This is a genomic window from Bradyrhizobium sp. (assembly GCF_004799445.1).
Taxonomy (GTDB): Bacteria; Pseudomonadota; Alphaproteobacteria; order Rhizobiales; family Xanthobacteraceae; genus Bradyrhizobium.
In genome coordinates, this window is the sequence record NZ_SSNA01000098.1 from 1 (window position 1) to 21,160 (window position 21,160).

The following is a 21,160-nucleotide window of genomic DNA, read 5'->3' on the forward strand; positions in this document are numbered from 1 at the left end:
CAGAGGGCGCAGGGAAAGCCGGGTGCCGATTGCACCCATGGGTCCCGTGCAAAAAAAGCACGGGGGTAGGACCACAGGTTCAACCGGAATCACTCCGGCTTTCCCTGCGCGGTGGTTTACGGCTTACTTCGTGCTCTCCCCCGGCGATCGGGCTTTCTTGTCACCGTCACCCCCGAGAAGCTTGCCTCTCAAGAGCTTGATGCCAGCGTCGGGGCATCAGGACCACACGACTTCACCGTCCGCGAGGCCGCGCTCTCGTCAGGTGCGCCACCCGCGTCCATCGCATCCCGCGCTCTACGTCCGTGACGATCGCGAAACGCCCCTATCGAGAAGGCGGGATGGCGGTGGTTGTAAAGATGATTTGGGTGGTGCGAGAACCGGAATATTTTTGCAAACGGGACTGGACTGCTAGCATCAGCCTGATCCGGCTCGATAAATTAGCGTTTTGGCGCAAACCGCCGGCTCCGGCGATGGCGTAACAGGCCCGCGACCCCATCGATGCCTGTTTCTATCCGCTGGCAGCTTGACACCGATGGCCCGCACTTCGTAAATCGCGGGCTCTGGCACTGTCCATTGCCCGGTCCGACGCCGATTTCAAGGCTTTGATCGGGCATCAAAATCCCGGGCGCATAGCTCAGCGGGAGAGCGTTCCCTTCACACGGGAGAGGTCCAAGGTTCGATCCCTTGTGCGCCCACCATCACGCCTGACACCTGCCGTTCCGAAATTTAACGGCGTGTAGCGTTCAGCAACCGTCCTTCTCCGAGAGGCGGCAGATTCTCATTTTCCGCATTTCGGCGGAGGATACCTAGCTCCCCGAAGGCCGCAGCGATGGCTCTATGCCGCCCACGCTCGATCGGTCCCTTCCGACGCTCCAGCCGTAAAGCCGCCCTGGGCAGGGCTGCCCAAATCCGGGGCCTTGAACGCAGTCGCGGTAGTGATGCGGCCACGGCTGCGGTTCCAGACCCCTTCGGCTTCCCGAACCGAATACGCCAACGTCCTGAGCGAACACTGGGCTGGCGATGGCAGCGGAAAGAACAACGACGGCGCTTAGCGCTTTCATTTTCGTCATGGGTTTTTTCCTCATTCCAATCGCGAGAAAATCCCCGCTCGGGAAGGACGTTCCGCCACCTCAACCGAACGTGAAATCTGAATGACGTTGACAGTACACTCAACTGACCCCGGCTCGCCTTCGCGAGGCATCGGACGGATCGGAAAGTCCGGCAACCCGACGCGATGAATCGTCACGCTCGTTGCCAGGCCGGACATCGCGGCCTGACTTCAAGACCGTTCACCGGGAATATATCGGGCGCGCCTTTTACTTGGTGGCCAGCCAGCGGTTCATCTCGGCGGCGATGCGCAAGCGCCCCGCTTCTCTGAGCGCGGCCCGTCGCTGTTCTCCCGGCGGCATCTTGCGCGCTTCGGCAATGACCTCCGTCGCCCGCTCGTCCCAAACCCGGCTATCAGGTGGATGTCGGGTTTCCTGTTCCATGATCAACTCCACTTTTGCCGCGGCGTCGACGACATTCCGAAGGCATCGGTCTCGACCATCATTTCGTGAACGTGGTCGCACTTGGGACACTCAAAGGTGTGGAGCTCGAAACCCATGCGGGCAGGCATGATGCGGGCGAGCATCATGTAAGCTTGGCATTCTGGGCACGCCGGCCGATGGATGTGAAGGTTGAGGTTGTCAGGCAACAAACAGGATTTTTGCATGGTGCTTCCCCTTTGCAAAAGGCGGGAGCGCAACACTCTCGGTCACCGATGAAATGCCTGTTGGGTAGCGCGGTGATAAAGCACAGCTTTGGGTTTTGCCGTTCGATTGGCTGTTCCTTTTTGATCAGTTTGCGAAGCGTAATGCGGCTTTGCTTAAGCCTGACCTTTCAGCGCGCGGCAGATTTTCGGCAAATTGTCGACGAAGGTCACGAGTTTCATCGCGACGGCAAGCGAGCGGGCGGCAGTCTTGGCGTCAGGAAATTGACGAGGTGATTTACTCGAATTCGTCCTGCGCCAGCTGACCCGCCATTTTTTCGGCCCCATTTGCCATCGCATGCCATTGCGTTGCGAGTTCATGCCATTGCTGTTCGGTGACGAGGTCGGTCGCCTGTTCGGCGGATTGCTCGCAGCCGACCGCTTTCAGATGATATCTTCGCGATAAACCATGATCCGGAAAGCTTTGAAATACGGGCATTCTGCCGCTCCCCGAGAAGGCGGCGCACACCACTCTCCGTAAATCGGTAAGGTACGCCGCGATGATGCGTCAGTTGACAACTTTGCAGCGTGCGGCGCTGCCCAGTTCTGCTCACACCCGGAGGATTTGACGGTGCGGCAAACAGGTCTCGGACGGAGCCCCGGTTCCGTGTGTCGAGCGTCAGCCTTCAGGTCGGCGCCGTGAGTTCCCCGGCAAGCCAGCCGGCCGCCCCCGATTTCAACGGGTCCGTTGCAATGACGCTGATCTCGACGTGGTCGCATTTCGGGCATTCGAACAGCCGTTGTTCGAAACCGGCTGGTCCCGGCGAAACGCGCTCCAGCATCATCCGCGCCTGGCAGCGGAAACAGCAAGGGCGCTCAATTACCGTCAGGAAGGGTTGGGGTGAGTGCATGATGCTTCCCCTTCGTCCGGCGAGAGTACGAAACTCCCGGTCACCGTTGGTTGCCGAAGCGGGGCGGCGACGGAACCAGCATGCTCTTCCAGGTTCCAGAGCCTGTGGTCAATATTGCTCACTCACAGAAAGTTTTGAGGACGGCGGCGAGGGGTAGCCGGGTAGCTTGCTCGGGACGGTATGCCCAGTACAGGTCACAAGCTGTGGAAAACATCGGCCGGTGTTCAATACAGACCACCATGACGGAAGCGGCGCATGCTGGCCTTGTCGGGCTGTGTTCGCGCCTCCCCAAGTTGCCGGGCGCAGTAAACACGAAGGCCCCAGCGCACCGCCGTCCGCTGGGGCCGTTTTAGTGGCGCGGGTCTTCGACACGGATTCAAAAAAATCTCTGCATGGAACGGGCTGGAGTTTCCCATGCAGAGAGAGTCAGGAGGCTGGTCTCGGCCCCCCATGGGGACACCGATACAATCTAGCGATGTAGTGGCGCGCTGTCTGATCAATAAGGGACAGTTCCACCAAGGTTCATGAACCGCCGGCGGGACGCGGTCACAGCTTCCGGCACTGCACTTCGAATCGAACAACGCATCGTTCGACGTGTCGCCCCTGGTCAACCTTCGCCGATCATGCCGCGCTCCGGACACGGCCGAGGAACGAACCAGTGTGTGAAGCGCGTCATGTCCAACGATCCGCCCACGCCGCGTAAGGCCGCGGGTCTGAAATCCGCGTGACTTGCCGGGTGATGCTGGCGCGCGGTGACCGGCCGTTCCGTAGTTCTACGGGACGAAACCAGGCGCGCGCCGCGCGACGCAGGTAATCCCCCGTCACTTCATTAACTCTTGAAACCTAATTTCGGAGAGCGAGAGCGAAGGTCAGTTCCAGCGCAAGGTCGCCGCTATCATGTTTGGGTCGAACAAGTCGGTGAAAAGCGAAAGCGTTGGCAAAGGCTCAAGCCACATTCTCGCGACATGGGGAATCGTAGGGTTCATCGCCGCCGCCTGCACCGTGCTGATCGGCCTGGAAACCTCCCGCATCCTCACTCAGCGTTCGGACGTATTGGCCGACAGCCAAAAGGATACGGCCAATCTTACCGCCTCGCTGATCCAGCATGCCGAGCTGACCTTCGGCACCGCGGACGCCATCTTGATCGGAGTCGTCGACAGGCTTGAGCAGGAATCGCTCGGTCCCGAGACCCGCCAGCGGCTAAGGGCCTGGTTCATTCAGGAAGTCCGTCATTCATCCCAATTCCTCAGTTTTGCCGTTATCGACAGCGACGGCGCGATGATCGTCGGCTCGGCCGTCGAGAAAGAGCAGGGTAACTTCTCCGACCGCGAACACTTCATCTACCATCGCACCCATGACGACGCTGGTCTTCACATCGGCGTTCCGATCTGTGAACGCCTGGATCATTCCGGTGACGCGCCGGTTCAATCGCGCCGACGGCACGTTTGGCGGCGTAGCGGTTGCCGCCATCAATCCGAAGTATTTTCAGGATATCTATGACCGGCTCGAACTCGGACACAACAGCGCGGTTCTGCTCGTAGCACAGGATGGCACGCTTCTGGTACGACGGCCGTTTGTCGAAGGCAATGTCGGACGGGACCTGGCGCATGGCAATATATTTACGCATTTGAAGCAAGCGCCAGCGGGAAGCTTTGAAGCGGCTTCATCAACCGATGGCGTGTGGCGCCTCACCAGTTACGAACAGGGGCATATCTATCCTCTGGTCGTTTCCGTCGCTCAGGATATTACCGAGATGCTGGCGCCCTGGAAACAACGCGCCATGATTCGGCTGGCAGAAATGGTCGCGATAACCGCGTTTATCATGCTGATGGGCGCGTTTGTCTGGCGTGCAACGCGAACGCTGGCCACCAGTTCCATCAAATTGCGCGAGACCAATGACCGCTTCGACGCCGCCCTGGCCAATATGTCGAACGGTCTTTCCATGTTCGACGCCGACGGCAGGCTGATGGTCTGGAATGACCGCTACATCGAGCTACACGGAATGTCCGCCGAAGTTGTCAAGGCGGGCACCAGCATCAACTCGATCGTCGAGCATGGCAAGCAGACCGGAAATCCGGACCTCGACGTCGGCGCCTATCTCGGCGAATTCCGGCAGCTGCTAGCGGACAACGGCCGAAGTCAATCGACCTTCCGGCTCAAGGACGGGCGATCGGTTTCCGTCGTCAACACCGCGATTACGGGCGGGGGCTGGGTGGCGATTCACGATGACATCACCGAAAGGATCCGCCGTGAGGAATCGATGTTGCAGCAGGCGAGCGAACTGGCGCGCACCAACATGCGGTTCGACGCGGCCTTGAGCACCATGACGCAAGGGCTGTGCATGTTCGACGATCAGAAGCGACTTGTCGTCTGGAATGATCGTTACGCGGAATTCTACCAGGTGCCGCCCGACCTGCTGAAAGTCGGAACATCCTATGAAGCGATCGTCACCAATCTTGTCTCTCGCGGTGTGCTGAAGGGAGAAACCAACGCGCTTGCGGTCAAGACCAAAGTCGCCGAACTGGCCGGGCTGCCAGCCGATTCCGCCAGGATCGATGAACTGGCGGACGGGCGGTTCGTGCTGCTTACCCGGCAGCCGATGGAAGGCGGCGGCTGGCTCTCCATCATCGAGGACATCACCGAGCGCCGGCGCGCGGAGGCCGAGATCATTCACCTGGCGCGGCATGACGTTTTGACCGGACTTGCCAACCGCGCGGAGTTCAATGCGAATCTCGATGAAGCGAGCAAGCGCCTGAAGCGGAGCGGTGGCTCCTTCACCGTCATGATGCTCGATCTCGATAAATTCAAGGCCGTCAACGACACGCTCGGGCATCCCGCCGGCGATCAATTGCTGGTCGAGGTCGGAAAGCGCCTGCAATCCACACTTCGTGAAACCGACGTGCTGGCGCGCCTCGGCGGCGACGAGTTCGCGATCCTGAAGGACGGCGGCCCCAATCAGCACGAAGGCGCGATCGCGCTCGCGCTTCGGATCATCAGCGTCATCTCCCAGCCGTTCGATCTTAACGGCGATGAGGCCAGCATCAGCACCAGCATCGGGATCGCCATGGCCCCGGAAAACGGCGTTGAACCCGAGGCACTGCTGAAGCGGGCCGACCTCGCGCTTTACGATGCCAAGGCCAATGGCAAAAATAATTTCCGCATCTATCAAGCGGCAATGCTGGAAATAGCGCATATCCAGCAATCGGCCGAGAGTGAACTGCGGAACGCCATCGCGCGTGACGAATTTGTGCTGCATTACCAGCCGGTGGTGGATGTCAAGACGCGACGGCTTTGCGGCGCCGAGGCCCTGGTCCGCTGGCGGCATCCGACGAAAGGGCTGATCGCGCCGGGCCAGTTCATTCCGCTGGCCGAAGCAACCGGCCTGATCGTGCCTCTCGGCGAATGGATACTGCAGCGGGCCTGCGCGGATGCCGCTTCGTGGCCTGCGCAGGTCAAGATTGCAGTCAATATCTCGGCGGTTCAATTCAACAGGGGAAACCTGTTTGACGTCATCCTGTGCACGCTGGTGGAGACCGGTCTTGCGCCGGAACGGCTGGAACTGGAGATAACCGAGACTTCGCTGCTGGAGAATCAGGAAGCGCATCTGACGACGATACGCCAGCTGAAGAATCTCGGGATATCCCTGGCGCTCGATGATTTCGGCACGGGATATTCCTCCATGACCTATCTCACAAACTTTCCGTTCGACAAGATCAAGATCGACAGGTCCTTCGCTCGTGACGTTCTCAATCGCCGCGATTGCGCGGCGGTGGTGTCCTCGGTGCTTGCCCTGGCCCACGGCCTCGGCACGATAACGACCGTCGAGGGCATCGAGACCGAAGAACAATTCGAATACATGCGCCGTGCGGGAGTAGACCTCGCGCAGGGCTATCTGTTTGGTAAACCCGTCCCGATCTCTCAACTCAACCTGAACGATGCAACCCTGCCCGACGAGTTGGTGGCATAACTGCAAGGCGGCACTTCAAGCAATCTCTGTCGCGGTGTTGGATGATGAACATGAACTCGCACGAAAATATAATCGACCAGCTCGAGAGTATATTGGCCAGCAGGGATATCTCGCGGCGCGCCGGGATTCTGCGAAAGGTCACCGATCTCTTTGTCCTCGGATCGGGCAAGCTGTCCGAGGATCAGATTGAACTGTTCGACAACGTCATGGCCAGGCTGCTCGAAAATATCGAGCAGGCCGCCCGCGCGCAGTTCGGAAGCCGCCTTGCCGGACTTCCCGACGCGCCGCCCTACGTCATTCGCATCCTCGCATCGGATGCCGCGATAGCGGTGGCCGGACCCGTTCTCCGGCACTGCGAACGACTTGACCAGGATGCCCTGGTCGAGAATGCCAGAACCCAGAGCCAGGATCATTTGCTGGCGATCTCCGGCCGCAGGGTCCTGGTCGAGGCGGTGACCGACGTCCTGGTGGAACGGGGAAATCAGGCCGTCATTTCCTCTACCGCGAGAAACGGCGGCGCGCAGTTCTCGAACTTCGGCATTTGCACGCTGGTCGAGAAGGCGCGTGACGACGGAGATCTCGCGATGTGCGTCTGGTCGCGCCCCGACATCCCCCGTCAAAACCTCGTCAAGCTGTTCGTGGACGCATCGGAGACCGTCAAGAACCAGCTTATCGAAGCGCACCCTCGAAGGGCCGAGTTGATCAAGTCCATCGTCGCCAGGGCAGCGGATGCGATACAAACCAAGGCGCGCGCGGGCTCCAGCGATTTCGCGCAGGCATTGTCGCATGTCAGCGCACTTCACGCCGCAGGCAGGCTCGACGAAGCGGAATTGGTGACCTTCTGCAGGGAAGGCAGCTTCGACAAGGTGGTCGCGGCGCTGTCGCTGATGTGCGATCTTCCGGTCGGGTTGGTGGAACGGGCGTTCGTCCAGAATCAGACCGAACAGATTCTCGTGCTGGCAAGAGCCATCAATCTGCCTTGGGAAACAACCACAACTCTCTTGACGCTGCACGCCGGCGTCAACGGCAGTTCCCGACAACAGCTCGACCAGTGTCTGATCGGCTTCTCCCGACTGCAACCGAAGACCGCCCAAACCGCGCTGCAGTTCTATCGAATGAGGGAGAAGGCAAGCCAGCCGGGCGACCCGTTGCCGCTACCGAATAAATGAAATCGCGCCGATGGCGCGCTAGAGCGAGATGACTTTTCGTTGAATCGTCATCTCGCTCTATTTTTTTGTTTGAGCATGATCTTTTCGGAAAACCGCTGCCCACTTTTCCGGATCATGCTCTATTGCGGACCGAGGCCGGTATCCTTCAGCCGCTGCGCAAACCAGCGGGACAAGGGCTGGTCGAGCACGCCGCCGACATAGACATCCGAAACGGCGCTACGCTTGCCCAGCACCAGATGGACGCCGATCCAGTAGGCGAACCACAGATGCGGGTCGGTCAGCGCGCACAGCTTGTGCCGGTCGTGTTCCGGCGGCTGATGGTTGGATGCCTTCCTGACCTCGATGGCGAGCAGATTATTGGGGATTTCGCGCTGGTGCACGACGATGTCGGGATAGATCGATTTGCCGAGATGGTCGTCGGTCGAGACGATCGTTCCATGCGGAAGCCGCAGCGTCCGCGCGCCCAGCCGGTCATAGTCGCAATCGACCTCCCAGCCCGGAAACTGCTTTTCCAGGTGCACCGCCAGCCGGTGCGTCAGCGTGCGCTCGCCGAGATCGTGCTCGAACAGGAATGTCTCGTGTGCGTAAAATTCCCTGAGCGCGGTGACGACCTTGTCCAGCTCGGTTTGCATTGGGCCCCTCTACGTCATTCCGGGGCGATGCCAACGGGTCCGCGCAAGGCGCGGCCCGATGACAGGCTCCGCATCGAACCCGGAATCTCGAGATTCCGGGTCTGGTGCTAACGCACCATCCCGGAATGACGACTAACCCTTGAGCACTCGCCGCCCGCCCTCACATCTGCACTTCGATCAGCCGCGGTCCGCGCTCCGGGATCGCTTCGGCCAGCGCCGCGACGAATTCGTCCGCCGTCGTGACCGAGCGCGCGGCAACGCCCATGCCCTTGGCGAGCGCAACCCAGTCGAGCGTGGGGCGGTCGATCTTCAGCATGTCGAGCGCGCGCTGTCCCGGCTCGCCGGCGCCGACGCCGTCGAATTCGCCGCGCAGGATCTGATAGATGCGATTGGCGAACACGATGGTGGTGACATTGAGGCCTTCGCGGGCCTGGGTCCACAGCGACTGCAGCGTGTACATGGCGCTGCCGTCGCCGACCATGCAGATCACCTTGCGGTCGGGGCATGCGACCGCGGCCCCGGTTGCGACCGGCGTCGAAAATCCGATCGAGCCGCCCATATTCTGCAGCCAGTCGTGCGGGGCGGCCGCGGCGGTCGGCGGAAAGAAGCCGCGCCCGGTGGTGATGGATTCATCGACCATGATGGCGTTTTCCGGGATCGCCATCGCGATCGCCTGCGCGATCGAGGCATGGGTCAGCGCGCCCGTCGGTTTTGCCAGTTCGACCAGCGCCTGCGGCTTGGCCTCGGCGGGCCTGGCGCCGAGTGCCGCGGCCAGCGCCTCGAGGGCGGCGACCGAATTCTCGCCGCCAGACGTCATGCGGTGGACCTCGCAGCCCTCCGGCTTCAACAGGCTCGGCTTGTTCGGGTAGGCGAAAAACGCCACCGGATCGTTGGCTTCGACCAGAATGATGTTCTTGAAGTCCTTCAGGATCGGCAGCGCCTGCTCGATCACGTAGGGAATCCGGTCGATCGCAAACCGCCCGCGCCCGCGCGCCATGCGCGGATTATAGGTCTGGCCCATCACCTTGCAGCCGGTCTTGCCGGCGATCTGCGCCGCCAGCGCCAGCCCCTGCTCGGTCAGCGCGCCGCCGGTCATCAGCAGCAGCGTCGGCGCGCCGCCGCGCAGCACTTTGGCGGCGTTGTCGACGGCCTGCGACGAGTAGCTGGCGCGCTGGGATTCCGCCGGCACCTGCGCGATGCCGTCGGCTTCGTTCCAGGCGGTGTCGGCGGGCAGGATCAGGGTCGCGATCTGCGGCGGCGAACTTTTGGCGGCCGCAATCGCCGCGGCGCCGTCTTTGGCGACGGATTTGGCATCCGGCGAGGTCCGCACCCACGCCGACATCGGCCGCGCCAGCCCCTCGATGTCGGAGGTCAGCGGCGCGTTGAAGCCGATGTGATAGACGGCATGCTGGCCGACGATGTTGACGATGCCGGAATTGGCCTTCTTGGCGTTGTGCAGGTTGGCGAGGCCATTGGCGAGACCGGGGCCGAGGTGCAGCAGCGTCGAGGCCGGCGTGCCCTTCATGCGGAAATAGCCGTCGGCAGCCCCCGTCACCACCCCCTCGAACAGGCCCAGCACGCAGCGCATACCCTCGACCCGATCGAGCGCGGCAACGAAATGCATCTCGGAAGTGCCGGGATTGGCGAAGCACACGTCAACGCCGCCCGCCACCAGGGTCCGCACCAGACTTTCCGCACCGTTCATCGTTCCACTCCCGTTCGGCCCGACCTTGTTCCAAGGACTGAGCGAAGATCAATCATTCCCAGCGGCTTTCGTCAAAGGGTTAGCCGACATTGCTGCCATCGCCGCAGGCGAGCTGCGCTTTTTTAACCGCGCCCTTTGAAATCACGACGCTTCACACGCTAGTTGCTTGCGAAAATACGCCAACTGTGGCCTGACTCGGTGCCCAGATCGCTTTTTTGCGAGGAACGAGATGACCCGGGTTTTTGCCTTCCTGGCCCTGGCGGCGATGGTGCTGGCGGGCGTTTGTCCGGCGCAAGCCCAAACCAGCAACGACGACTTTTTCAACTTCTTCGGGCGTGGCGGCTCCAATTACAGGAGTAGCCCCAATTACGGCGCTGGCTCCGACAATTACGGCGGCGGCTCAGGCCCGATTCCGCGCACCGTCGTCAGCTTTCCCGGCCGATACGCCCCGGGCACCATCTACATCAATACCGCCGAGCGGCGGCTTTACCTGATCCTCGGCAATGGCGAGGCGCTGCAATACGGCATCGGCGTCGGCCGCGACGGCTTCCGCTGGTCCGGCGTCCACCGCATCTCGGCGAAACGGGAATGGCCGGGCTGGACGCCGCCGGCGCAGATGCGGGCGCGGCGGCCCGACCTGCCGCGCTATCTGCCCGGCGGCATCGAAAATCCGCTGGGCGCGCGCGCCATGTATCTGGGCTCGACGCTGTACCGCATCCACGGTTCGAACGAGCCCGAAACGATCGGCCGCGCCGTATCGTCCGGCTGCTTTCGCATGACCAACGAGGACGTCACCGATCTCTACAATCGCGTCTCGGTCGGCGCCACGGTGATCGTGAGGAACTAGGGGCACCCCACGTCGGACATCGTGCCCGGATAGAGCCGATGCAACGGTCATCGCGGCGCCGCGGCGGTAGTTTCGAGAGACGCTGCTTGACGGCTTTCGCACAATAACTAAAGCCTGTGGTTATGGGTCCCTGCTTTCGTGGGGACGACGGTGTCAATATTGTCGCCATGAGCCGGTCCTTGCATCCACGGATAGTTGCGGCGGCTTTGATAGCGATCGCGCTCGGCGGCCTTGTCGCGCCAGCCTTCTCTGCTGAAAATCCTGCGATCGCGTCGCGGCAGCGCGCCGAAAAGAAATCCTTCACCGACAGCGAAATCGCCGATGGCTTTTTCAGAGTAGCGTTCGGCGCGGAGTATCACCTTGCCGGCCGGGTCGACCGCATCCGGAAATACGATCGGCCGGTGCGGGTGTTCGCCGGCGGCGTCAGTCGTCCGGACCGAAAGGCCCAGCTGGCAAAGGTCGTCGCCGATATCGCCACGCGGATTGCGCATCTCGACATCGCCATGGCGAAAACCGCCGATGACGCCAATGTCGTGGTCACGCTGGTGCGCGACCGCGACCTGTTCCGCACCATCAGGAGTTTCTACGGCGAGGACCGGGCGCGCGAAATCCGCAAATCGCTCGACCCGCAATGCCTGTCCGGCTTCCACAAAAACGAGAAATTCGAGATCGAGCACTCCGACGTGATCCTGACCGTCGACACCGGCGATTTCACCTTCCTCGACTGCGCCTATGAGGAACTGCTGCAGGCGCTGGGACCGATCAACGACACCAGCGCGGTGCCGTGGACCATGTTCAACGACAAGGTATCGATGGGATTCTTCGACGTCTACGACCAGTACCTCCTCAACATCCTCTATGACCCGCGCATCAAGGCCGGCATGACTATGGCCGAGGTCGAGGCCGTGCTGCCGGAAGTGCTCGCCGACGTGCGGGTCTGGGTGAGGAAGGTGAATGGACTAAAGGAGTAGAGCAAATTCAGCCGTCATTGCGAGGAGCGCAGCGACGAAGCAATCCACGCTTGCTGTGTGGTAAGATGGATTGCTTCGCTTCGCTCGCAATGACGCTGGAAGCCCCTACGCTGACTTCTCGAACAACTCCCGTCCGATCAGCATGCGGCGGATTTCGCTGGTGCCGGCGCCGATCTCGTAGAGCTTGGCGTCGCGCAGCAATCGCCCCGTAGGATAGTCGTTGATATAGCCGTTGCCGCCGAGCAGCTGGATCGCGTCGAGCGCGCATTGCGTCGCCTTTTCCGAGGCGTAGAGGATGGCGCCGGCGGCGTCCTCGCGCGTAGTCTCGCCGCGATCGCAGGCCTTCGCCACCGCGTAGACATAGGCCCGCGACGCATTCATCGTGGTGTACATGTCGGCGATCTTGCCCTGCACCAGTTGAAAACTGCCGATCGGCTGACCGAACTGTTTGCGCTCGTGGACATAGGGCATCACCACGTCGAGGCAGGCCTGCATGATGCCGAGCGGCCCCGCCGCCAGCACCGCGCGTTCATAGTCGAGGCCGGACATCAGCACGTTGACGCCGCGGCCGACCTCGCCGAGCACGTTCTCCTCCGGCACTTCGCAATTGTCGAACACCAGTTCCGCGGTATCGGAGCCGCGCATGCCGAGCTTGTCGAGCTTTTGCGCGGTGGAAAATCCCTTCATGCCTTTTTCGATGATGAAGGCGGTGATGCCGCGCGGTCCCGCGGACGGATCGGTCTTTGCGTAGACCACCAGCGTCTCCGCCACCGGGCCGTTGGTGATCCACATCTTGGCGCCGTTGATGACGTAGCGATCGCCTTTCTTCTCGGCGCGGGTCGACATCGACACCACGTCGGAGCCGGCACCCGGCTCGGACATCGCCAGCGCGCCGACATGTTCGCCGGAAATCAGCCCGGGCAGGTATTTCCGCTTCTGCGCCTCGTTGCCGTTGCGGCGCAGCTGATTGACGCACAGGTTGGAATGCGCGCCGTAGGACAGGCCGACCGCGGCCGAGGCGCGCGAGATCTCCTCCATCGCCACGCAGTGTTCGAGATAGCCGAGCCCCGAGCCGCCATATTCCTCCTCGACGGTAATTCCGTGCAGGCCGAGCGCGCCGAGTTTCGGCCACAGATCGCGGGGAAACTGGTTGCTCTTGTCGATCTCGGCGGCGCGCGGCGCGATCTCATCCGTCGAGAAATCACGGACGGTGTCGCGGATCGCATCCGCGGTTTCGCCAAGATCAAAATTGAACATCCGATGCGCGTTGGGAATCATGATTCGGCGGCCTTTCGGGCTTAAGCGGCTGGTCTGGCGCACAGCCTTACTTCGTTGCCCATAAGCTTGTCACGGGCCATGGAGGCTGAGAAGGGCCTTTCGCCGGATTGTTCCGCGGTTGCGGCGACAGGCCCAAATGCGGCAAAACTCTCTCTTGCCCTGACCCGCGCAAGAGGATGTAATTCGAACCAATACCACCCTCCGGCAGCAAGCATGGAGGGGGATAATTCTGGGGGAGCGACCGATGCGCGGGACCGATGATCTCGCCAGAATCCCCCGCAGAGCGTTGCGTGTGAACGCGCCGGCGCGCATCGCCGGCCGACATGTTCTTGGAATTTTTCTTAGGATTTATCTCGGGATTTATCAGCGATGAACATCCAGGCCGCCATCAAAACCGATCGACAAGAGCTGCAGCGCGCCGCGCGCGAAGCCGCCTACGCCATGCCGCTGAAGGATTTTCACCCCGGCGCGCCGCAATTATTTCGCAGCGATACGCTGTGGCCGTATTTCGAGCGGCTGCGCAAGGAAGAGCCGGTGCATTTCTGCACCTCTGCGCCGATCGAACCCTATTGGTCGGTCACCAAATACAACGACATCATGCATGTCGATACCAATCACGGCATCTTCTCTTCCGACGTTTCGCTTGGCGGCATCTCGATCCGCGACGTGCCGGCGGGCTACGACTGGCCGAGCTTCATCGCGATGGACCAGCCACGGCACTCCGCCCAGCGCAAGACCGTGTCGCCGATGTTCACGCCGACCCATCTGGACGAGCTTGCCATCCTGATCCGCGAACGCGCCGGCAAGGTGCTCGACGCATTGCCGCGCAACGAGACCTTCGATTTCGTCGATCGGGTGTCGATCGAACTGACCACGCAGATGCTGGCGACATTGTTCGACTTTCCGTTCGAGGAGCGCCGCAAGCTAACACGCTGGTCCGACGTCTCCACCGCGCTGCCCAAGAGCGGGGTGGTCGAATCGGTGGAACAGCGCCGGGCCGAGATGGATGAATGCGCGGCCTATTTCACCAAACTGTGGAACGAGCGCGTCAATGCCGAGCCGCGCAACGACCTGATCTCGATGATGGCGCATAACGACGCCACCAGGTACATGGACCCGGACAACCTGATGGGCAACATCATCCTGTTGATCGTCGGCGGCAACGACACCACCCGCAACACCATGAGCGGATCGGTGCTCGCGCTGAACGAAAATCCCGACCAGTATCGCAAGCTGCGCGACAATCCGGCGCTGATCGATACCATGGTGCCGGAAGTCATTCGCTGGCAGACGCCGCTGGCGCATATGCGGCGCACCGCGCTTGTCGATACCGAGCTTGGCGGCAAGACGATCCGAAAAGGCGATCGCGTGGTGATGTGGTACGTCTCCGGCAATCGCGACGAAGAGGTCATCGAGAATCCCAACGAATTCATTATCGACCGCGCCCGGCCCCGCACCCATCTGTCGTTCGGCTTCGGCATCCATCGCTGCGTCGGCATGCGGCTGGCCGAACTGCAGCTCAAGATCGTGTGGCAGGAAATGCTGAAGCGATTCGACGAGATCGAGGTGGTCGGCGAGCCGAAGCGGGTGTATTCAAGTTTTGTGCGGGGCATCGAGTCCCTGCCGGTGCGCATACCTGCGTAATGGCGGGCACGCTTGCGCTTTGCCCAGCCTGCGTGCTGAGGTCGCTGGGGTGGACGCATATCGCGACGCGCCCACCGCCGGATCAGGAACGACCGACATGAACAGGCTTACTGCTTGAACACCCCCTTGAATCCGTCGAACCTTGCCGACGCCATCAATGCGCGGGGTTTCAGCCATGCTGCGGGCTTCCGGATCAATGCGATCCAGCCCGGCAGCGCGGAGGTCTCGTTGCCGCGCCGGGACGACCTGCTGCAGTTCTTTGGCCATTTCCATGGCGGGGTGATCACCGCCCTTGCCGATCAGGCCGCGGGCATCGCGGTCACTTCCGGCCTGCCCAAAGGGCGAATCGGGGTCACGGTCGAGATCAAGGTCAATTTCCTCTCGCCCGCAAGCGGCAACGAACTTGTAGCCCGCGCCAAAACTCTGAAAATGTCAGGTTCGATCGGGGTTGCCACGGTCGAAGTCTTCAGTAAAGACGGGGCCTCTGAGACCCTCTGCGCATTCTGTACTGCCACCATGCGCGCCCTCGATTTGCCAGCCGAGTTCCGATGACATCCACAGAACACGACGAATATGTCGATATCCGCGAAGCCGTTACAAAACTCTGCGCGCAATTCCCCGGCGAATATTGGCGCAAGCTCGACCGCGAGATGGCCTATCCGTCCGCTTTCGTCGATGCGCTGACGGAAGCGGGCTACCTCTCGGTCCTGATCCCCGAGGAATATGGCGGCGCCGGGCTGAAACTGTCCGCCGCCGCCGCGATCCTCGAAGAGATCCAGCGTTCGGGGTGCAATGGCGGCGGCTGTCATGCCCAGATGTACACCATGGGCACGCTGCTGCGGCACGGCAGCGACGCGCAAAAAGCAAAATGGCTGCCGAAGGTCGCCAGCGGCGAGTTGCGGCTGCAGGCGTTCGGAGTCACCGAGCCGACCAGCGGCACCGATACCTCGTCGCTCAAGACCTTCGCCAGGCGCGAAGGCAATGACAGCTATGTCGTCAACGGCCAGAAGATCTGGACCAGCCGCGCCGAATATTCCGACCTGATGATCCTCTTGGCGCGCACCACGCCGAAGGAGCAGGCCAAGAAGCGCACCGACGGCCTGTCGGTGTTCATCGTCGACATGAAGGCGGCGAAGAACAACGGGCTCTCGATCAGTCCGATCCGCACCATGATGAATCACTCCACCACCGAAGTGTTCTTCACCGACCTTCGGGTGCCGGCGGAGAACCTGATCGGCGAGGAAGGCAAGGGCTTTCGCTACATCCTGTCCGGCATGAATGCCGAGCGCATCCTGATCGCGGCCGAGTGCATCGGCGATGCCAAATGGTTCATCGCCAAGGCCTCCGCCTACGCCAGGGAGCGCACCGTGTTCGGCCGCCCGATCGGCCAGAATCAAGGCGTCCAGTTTCCGATCGCCAAGGCCTATGCGGCGATGCGCGCCGCCGATTTGATGGTCAAGGAAGCCACGCGCAAATATGAAGCTGGGCTGGACTGCGGCGCCGAGGCCAACATGGCCAAGATGCTGGCGGCCGACGCCTCCTGGGAAGCCGCCAACGCCTGCGTGCAGACCCATGGCGGCTTCGGCTTCGCGGAGGAATACGATGTCGAGCGCAAATTCCGCGAGACGCGGCTCTATCAGGTCGCACCGATCTCGACCAACCTCATTTTGTCGTACCTCGCCGAGCATGTGCTGGGCATGCCCCGCTCCTACTGAGAACCTAATATGCTGCCGCTTGAAGGAATAACCGTCATCGCCGTCGAACAGGCCGTCGCAGCACCGTTCTGCAGCTCGCGGCTGGCGGACGCCGGCGCCCATGTCATCAAGGTCGAGCGGCCGGAGGGTGATTTCGCGCGCGGCTACGATGCGGCGGCAAAGGGACAGAGCAGCTATTTCGTCTGGCTCAACCGCGGCAAGGATTCGGTGGTGATCGACCTCGCCAGCCAAGCGGGCCGTGGCAGCCTTGAAGCGCTGATCGCCGGCGCCGACGTCTTGATTCAGAACCTCAAGCCGGGCTCGATGGACAAGCTCGGCTTTTCGCTCGAGCGCCTGAAGAAGGATTACCCAAAGCTGATCTGCTGCACCATTTCCGGCTACGGCGATGACGGCCCCTATGCGCATCGCAAGGCCTATGATCTCCTGATCCAGGCCGAAAGCGGGCTCGCCTCGATCACCGGCGGGCCGGATGGACCCTCGCGGGTCGGATTGTCGATCGTCGATATCGCCACCGGCGCCACCGCGCATGCCGCGATTCTGGAGGCGCTGATCGCGCGCGCGCGCTCGGGCCAGGGCGCCGACATCCGGATTTCGATGTTCGACGTGATGGCGGACTGGCTGACGGTGCCGCTGCTCAATTCGGAAGCCGGCAATCCGCCGCAGCGCATGGGCCTCGCCCATCCTTCGATCGCGCCCTACGGCGTATTTCGCTCCAAGGACGGCAGGGACATCCTGATTTCGATCCAGAGCGAACGCGAATGGAAGAAATTATGTTCGGATGTGCTGGATCAGCCCGACCTGCCCAATGATCCCAGATTCGCCAGCATGGTCGAGCGCGTCCGCAACCGCCAACTGACCGACACCACCGTCGGCGCCAGCTTTGCGACCATGACGCGCGACGATCTGCTGAAGCGATTGTCGGACGCCGACATTGCGTTCGCCGAGGTCAACACCATGGCCGATCTCGCGAGCCATCCGCACCTGCGCCGTATCGAGGTGGACACACCAAAGGGACCGGTGACCTATCCGGCGCCCGCGGCCATTGTCGTGGGAGAACCGCGTCATTATGGCGCCGTGCCAGGGATCGGCGAGCGCACGGGCACGATCGAGAAACCTTCGGCACGGATCAAATCGTCATGACCGAGAAGCCCGATCTCGACCATTTGCGGCAATGGATCGGCCGCAGCACGCAAGCCTCCGACGTCGTCACCGCGCAACTGACCAAGGGTCTGCGCGCCACGCTGTTCCTTCCCATCGGCGAGCCAAAGCCGGGCGACGCCGCGCCATTCACCGTGCATTGGTGCCTGGCGCAGCCGGTCTTCCCGATGGCGGAACTCGGCCCCGACGGTCATCCCGCCCGCGGCGGCTTCCTGCCGCCGGTGCCGCTGCCGCGGCGGATGTGGGCCGGCGGCGAGCTCGAATTCTTCGATTCGCTCCGTGTCGGCGATGCGGTGACGCGGACCTCGCGCATTGCCGAGGTCACAATGAAGACCGGCTCAACCGGCGCCTTGTGTTTTGTCTCCGTCGATCATCTGGTCACGACGCCGCGCGGCACCGCGGTCCGTGAACGGCAGGATATCGTCTATCGGGATGTGTCGCCATTCGCACCGGCCAAGCCGACGGCACCGCCGCCCACCGCGCAGCACCGCGAGAGCCACATGGCCGATACCGTGCTGCTGTTTCGTTATTCGGCGCTGACCTTTAACGGTCACCGCATTCATTATGACCGTGATTACGTCACCAAGGTCGAGGGTTATCCCGGCCTGATCTTCCACGGTCCGATGCAGGCGGCGTTGCTGGTGGAATTCGCGGCCAAATTGCACGGTGGTGCTGCGCCGAAGAAATTCAGCTATCGCGGCGTGCAGCCGTTGTTCGAAGGCTCGGAATTTTCCGTCAACGCCAACGACACCGGCGCCGGCATGGAATTGTGGACGGCAAATTCGGCCGGCCAGCCGACCATGAAGGGGACGGCGACGTGGTGAGGGGTAGCCCGTCATTCCGGGGTGATGCGAAGCATCGAACTACGATGTGCAATTGCACATCGGAGAATCTCGAGATTCCGGGTCTGGTGCTAACGCACCATCCCGGAATGACGGAGTAGAGCATTGCCCCGCAAACCCGCCAAAACCTCCGCCGCCTCCGTCACCGTCAAACAGGCGACGCTCGACCTGTTGCGCGCGTTCGGCATCAAGAAAGTGTTCGGCAATCCCGGCTCGACCGAATTGCCGTTCTTGAGCGACTGGCCCGACGATATCGACTATGTGCTGGGCCTGCAGGAGGCTTCCGTGATCGGCATGGCCGACGGCTACGCCCAGGCCACCCGCAACGCCGGCTTTGTCAATCTTCACTCCGGTGCCGGCGTCGGCAACGCGCTCGGCAATATCTTCACGGCGCACCGCAACCAGACCCCGCTGGTGATTACCGCCGGCCAGCAGGCGCGCTCGATCCTGCCCTGGCAGCCGTTTCTTTACGCTGAGCGCGCCACAGAATTTCCGCGCCCCTACGTCAAGTTCTCGATCGAGCCGGCGCGGGCCGAAGATGTGCCGGCGGCGATCGCACGCGCTTATTACGTGGCGATGCAGCCGCCGTGCGGACCGACCTTCGTTTCGGTGCCGATCGACGACTGGACCCATCCAACGCAGCCGGTGGAGGCCCGCAGTATAAGCCGGGAATTGGGCCCCGATCCCACGGCCATGAAGGCGCTGGCCTCGGCGCTTGCGGCCTGCAAGCGCCCGGCGCTGGTGGTCGGCCCCGGCGTCGATCGCGCGGAGGCCGTTGAGCTGATGGTGCGTCTGGCGGAGAAGACGCGCGCCGCGATCTGGGTCAGCCCGTTTTCGGCACGCTGCAGTTTCCCGGAACGGCATCCGCAATTCGCCGGCTTCCTTCATGCCTCGCCGGAGCAACTCTCGGACGCCCTGCGCGGCCACGATCTGGTGGTCGTGATCGGCGCGCCAGTCTTTACGTTCCACGTCGAGGGTCACGCCGCGATCTTCGATGGCGCGACTGCGATCTTCCAGATCACCGACGACCCCGATGCCGCGGCGATCACGCCGGTCGGCAGCAGCATCGTCGCGAGCATGAAACCGGCGCTGGCGATGCTGCTCGACATGCTGCCCGAGACGGGGCGAGCGATGCCGGCGGGCCGTAGCTTGCCGCCTCCCCCGCGCGCCGGCGATCCGATGGCCGCCGAGCTGGTGTTGCACATGCTGTCGGCGGCCATGCCCGCTGACGCCGTGCTGGTGGAGGAAGCCCCCTCGCACCGTCCGGCGATGCAGAAATTCATGCCGATGCGCGGCCAGGACAGCTTCTACACCATGGCGAGCGGCGGCCTCGGCTGGGCGTTGCCGGCCGCGGTCGGCATCGCGCTGGGACGCCCGGGCGTTCGGACCGTCTGCCTGATCGGCGACGGCTCGGCGATGTATTCGATCCAGGCGCTGTGGACCGCGGCGCAACGCAAGCTGCCGCTGACGGTGGTGGTGCTCAACAATTCCGGCTACGGCGCGATGCGCTCGTTCAGCCAGGTGATGCAGGTGAGCAACGTGCCCGGCCTCGACCTGCCCGGCATCGACTTTGTGCAGATCACACAGGGGCTCGGCTGCGACGCGGTGCGCGTGACGACATCATCCGAGCTGGCGCCCGCGCTCCAGCGCGGTCTCGCCCATGCCGGTACCAGCCTGATCGAAGTGGTGGTGGATTCGGCGGTGCCGGTGCTTTATGCGCAGAGGGGGTGAAGGACGACCTCACAGCGTCATTGCCTGCGACAAACGCGAAGCGTTTGCGCAAGGGAGCGTTGGCGACGAAGCAATCCACTCTTCCTTTGCCGTCCTATGGATTGCTTCGCTTCGCTCGCAATGACGAGGGAGAGCGTGCCGCGCTCCTCACCATGAGGGTCCTGGATTACTTCCCGTAAGGAACACGTCGTCCGTCAGACCTCGGCGCGGCCCATCATCGATCGGACCACGAAGGGATGGATACGGCCGACCGGCGCCATGTAGACGCGGCCGAGCAGGTTGTGCACGTGCACGACGGTCGAGACGACATAATGAGGCAATCCGTTGCGCTGCGACTTCAGCACCGATACGCGCACATCGAGGTGACGGTCGTCGATTCCGAGCAGGAGTTCTTTCTCGGTCTTTCCGAAAATGCTGAAAATGCCGAGCCGGTCGCCGACCTCGTAGGCATCGGGCGCTTTCGCCGCAACCTTCAACGCGCCGACATCCTTGAGGCCGAACAGGCGCACGATGTGGTTGCGGATCGCCATCAGGTCGTCGACCCATCTCGGGGTGGAGCGGGAGGCACGAAGAAAGATCTCCGTCGGCGACAACATCGCGGTGTTCAGCGGCGCCTCATAGGCGTCGTAAAAATCCGCGTCAGCCAGTGTGGGCTTGAGCGCGCTTTCATCCGGCACGGTTGTCGCGGTAACTTTGGTCACGATGCACCCTTTGGTTCGCCCCACGCAAAATCTATCATGGTAACCGCCCGACGGTTCATCGTTCCGGCGAGACAACTCGTCACATGCAGGCACCTAACAAGTGCGTCGTTCGTCGAGAACAGGACCCACCCCTACCGTCACGACCGGTATGGTTGTCCGAAGGACGGCGCCGCTTGCGCTCGCCTATATGTCCCGGCCA

19 protein-coding genes and 1 tRNA gene are annotated in these 21,160 nt (G+C 62.3%); 13 read left to right on the plus strand and 7 right to left on the minus strand.

Annotated features, from left to right (window positions below; all coding sequences use genetic code 11):
- The first annotated feature begins 623 nt into the window (after positions 1-623).
- Positions 624-698: transfer RNA gene (locus tag E8A46_RS12755), tRNA-Val, on the plus strand.
- Between the two features lie 618 nt (positions 699-1,316).
- On the opposite strand, the gene E8A46_RS12760 is transcribed toward E8A46_RS12755, so the two are convergent.
- Positions 1,317-1,490 carry a hypothetical protein gene (locus E8A46_RS12760; RefSeq protein WP_291561072.1) on the minus strand — a complete coding sequence of 58 codons (174 nt, stop codon included), beginning with the start codon at positions 1,488-1,490 and terminating at the stop codon, positions 1,317-1,319.
- Positions 1,491-1,555: 65 nt separating this feature from the next.
- Here E8A46_RS12760 and E8A46_RS12765 point away from each other — a divergent pair, with 65 nt between their 5' ends.
- On the plus strand, positions 1,556-1,987 hold the full coding sequence (locus E8A46_RS12765) for a hypothetical protein (RefSeq protein ID WP_291561075.1): 432 nt from the start codon (positions 1,556-1,558) through the stop codon (positions 1,985-1,987).
- Between the two features lies 1 nt (position 1,988).
- On the opposite strand, the gene E8A46_RS12770 is transcribed toward E8A46_RS12765, so the two are convergent.
- Both E8A46_RS12770 and E8A46_RS12775 read right to left on the minus strand, forming a co-directional pair.
- A complete protein-coding gene (locus tag E8A46_RS12770; protein ID WP_291561076.1) occupies positions 1,989-2,219 on the minus strand; it encodes a hypothetical protein in 231 nt (76 codons plus the stop codon).
- A gap of 157 nt (positions 2,220-2,376) precedes the next feature.
- Positions 2,377-2,601: a response regulator gene (locus E8A46_RS12775; RefSeq protein ID WP_291561078.1), complete on the minus strand. Its 225-nt coding sequence runs from the start codon at positions 2,599-2,601 to the stop codon at positions 2,377-2,379.
- Between the two features lie 1,002 nt (positions 2,602-3,603).
- Here E8A46_RS12775 and E8A46_RS12780 point away from each other — a divergent pair.
- The 3 genes from E8A46_RS12780 to E8A46_RS12790 are packed head-to-tail and all read left to right on the plus strand — an operon-like array spanning position 3,604 to position 7,737.
- Positions 3,604-4,101, plus strand: coding sequence for a hypothetical protein (locus E8A46_RS12780; protein WP_291561080.1), 498 nt, complete (start codon positions 3,604-3,606; stop codon positions 4,099-4,101).
- Positions 4,013-6,568 carry an EAL domain-containing protein gene (locus E8A46_RS12785; RefSeq protein WP_291561082.1) on the plus strand — a complete coding sequence of 852 codons (2,556 nt, stop codon included), beginning with the start codon at positions 4,013-4,015 and terminating at the stop codon, positions 6,566-6,568. The genes E8A46_RS12780 and E8A46_RS12785 overlap by 89 nt, the downstream gene beginning before the upstream one ends.
- Before the next feature lie 50 nt (positions 6,569-6,618).
- Positions 6,619-7,737, plus strand: a complete 1,119-nt coding sequence (locus E8A46_RS12790) for a DUF2336 domain-containing protein (protein WP_291561084.1) — start codon at positions 6,619-6,621, stop codon at positions 7,735-7,737.
- 119 nt (positions 7,738-7,856) lie between these two features.
- On the opposite strand, the gene E8A46_RS12795 is transcribed toward E8A46_RS12790, so the two are convergent.
- Together E8A46_RS12795 and E8A46_RS12800 are read right to left on the minus strand one after the other, a co-directional pair.
- On the minus strand, positions 7,857-8,369 hold the full coding sequence (locus E8A46_RS12795) for a hypothetical protein (RefSeq protein ID WP_291561087.1): 513 nt from the start codon (positions 8,367-8,369) through the stop codon (positions 7,857-7,859).
- A gap of 160 nt (positions 8,370-8,529) precedes the next feature.
- Positions 8,530-10,074: an acetolactate synthase large subunit gene (locus E8A46_RS12800; RefSeq protein WP_291561089.1), complete on the minus strand. Its 1,545-nt coding sequence runs from the start codon at positions 10,072-10,074 to the stop codon at positions 8,530-8,532.
- A gap of 229 nt (positions 10,075-10,303) precedes the next feature.
- Here E8A46_RS12800 and E8A46_RS12805 point away from each other — a divergent pair, with 229 nt between their 5' ends.
- Together E8A46_RS12805 and E8A46_RS12810 are read left to right on the plus strand one after the other, a co-directional pair.
- Positions 10,304-10,921 carry a L,D-transpeptidase gene (locus E8A46_RS12805; RefSeq protein ID WP_291561092.1) on the plus strand — a complete coding sequence of 206 codons (618 nt, stop codon included), beginning with the start codon at positions 10,304-10,306 and terminating at the stop codon, positions 10,919-10,921.
- 167 nt (positions 10,922-11,088) lie between these two features.
- Positions 11,089-11,892, plus strand: a complete 804-nt coding sequence (locus E8A46_RS12810) for a DUF2927 domain-containing protein (protein ID WP_291561094.1) — start codon at positions 11,089-11,091, stop codon at positions 11,890-11,892.
- Between the two features lie 105 nt (positions 11,893-11,997).
- Here the strand turns inward: E8A46_RS12810 and E8A46_RS12815 are convergent, their stop codons facing one another.
- The gene (locus E8A46_RS12815; protein ID WP_291561098.1) at positions 11,998-13,170 is read right to left on the minus strand and encodes an isovaleryl-CoA dehydrogenase; all 1,173 of its coding nucleotides are present in this window, start codon (positions 13,168-13,170) and stop codon (positions 11,998-12,000) included.
- Between the two features lie 369 nt (positions 13,171-13,539).
- On the opposite strand from E8A46_RS12815, the gene E8A46_RS12820 reads away from it, so the two are divergent.
- The 6 genes from E8A46_RS12820 to mdlC all read left to right on the plus strand — a co-directional run bounded on the left by E8A46_RS12820 (position 13,540) and on the right by mdlC (position 20,260).
- On the plus strand, positions 13,540-14,814 hold the full coding sequence (locus tag E8A46_RS12820) for a cytochrome P450 (RefSeq protein ID WP_291561100.1): 1,275 nt from the start codon (positions 13,540-13,542) through the stop codon (positions 14,812-14,814).
- A 114-nt stretch (positions 14,815-14,928) separates the two neighbouring features.
- Positions 14,929-15,366 carry a PaaI family thioesterase gene (locus E8A46_RS12825; RefSeq protein ID WP_291561103.1) on the plus strand — a complete coding sequence of 146 codons (438 nt, stop codon included), beginning with the start codon at positions 14,929-14,931 and terminating at the stop codon, positions 15,364-15,366.
- The gene (locus E8A46_RS12830; protein ID WP_291561106.1) at positions 15,363-16,529 is read left to right on the plus strand and encodes an acyl-CoA dehydrogenase family protein; all 1,167 of its coding nucleotides are present in this window, start codon (positions 15,363-15,365) and stop codon (positions 16,527-16,529) included. The genes E8A46_RS12825 and E8A46_RS12830 overlap by 4 nt, the downstream gene beginning before the upstream one ends.
- 9 nt (positions 16,530-16,538) lie before the next feature.
- A complete protein-coding gene (locus E8A46_RS12835) occupies positions 16,539-17,669 on the plus strand; it encodes a CaiB/BaiF CoA-transferase family protein (RefSeq protein ID WP_291561109.1) in 1,131 nt (376 codons plus the stop codon).
- Positions 17,666-18,511 carry a MaoC family dehydratase N-terminal domain-containing protein gene (locus tag E8A46_RS12840; RefSeq protein ID WP_291561111.1) on the plus strand — a complete coding sequence of 282 codons (846 nt, stop codon included), beginning with the start codon at positions 17,666-17,668 and terminating at the stop codon, positions 18,509-18,511. Before E8A46_RS12835 ends, E8A46_RS12840 begins: the two co-directional genes overlap by 4 nt.
- Positions 18,512-18,634: 123 nt before the next feature.
- Positions 18,635-20,260 (plus strand): benzoylformate decarboxylase, encoded by a 1,626-nt coding sequence (mdlC, locus tag E8A46_RS12845; RefSeq protein WP_291561113.1) that lies wholly within the window; start codon positions 18,635-18,637, stop codon positions 20,258-20,260.
- A 194-nt stretch (positions 20,261-20,454) separates the two neighbouring features.
- On the opposite strand, the gene E8A46_RS12850 is transcribed toward mdlC, so the two are convergent.
- Positions 20,455-20,961 carry a DUF2867 domain-containing protein gene (locus E8A46_RS12850; RefSeq protein ID WP_291561116.1) on the minus strand — a complete coding sequence of 169 codons (507 nt, stop codon included), beginning with the start codon at positions 20,959-20,961 and terminating at the stop codon, positions 20,455-20,457.
- Positions 20,962-21,160: the final 199 nt, after the last annotated feature.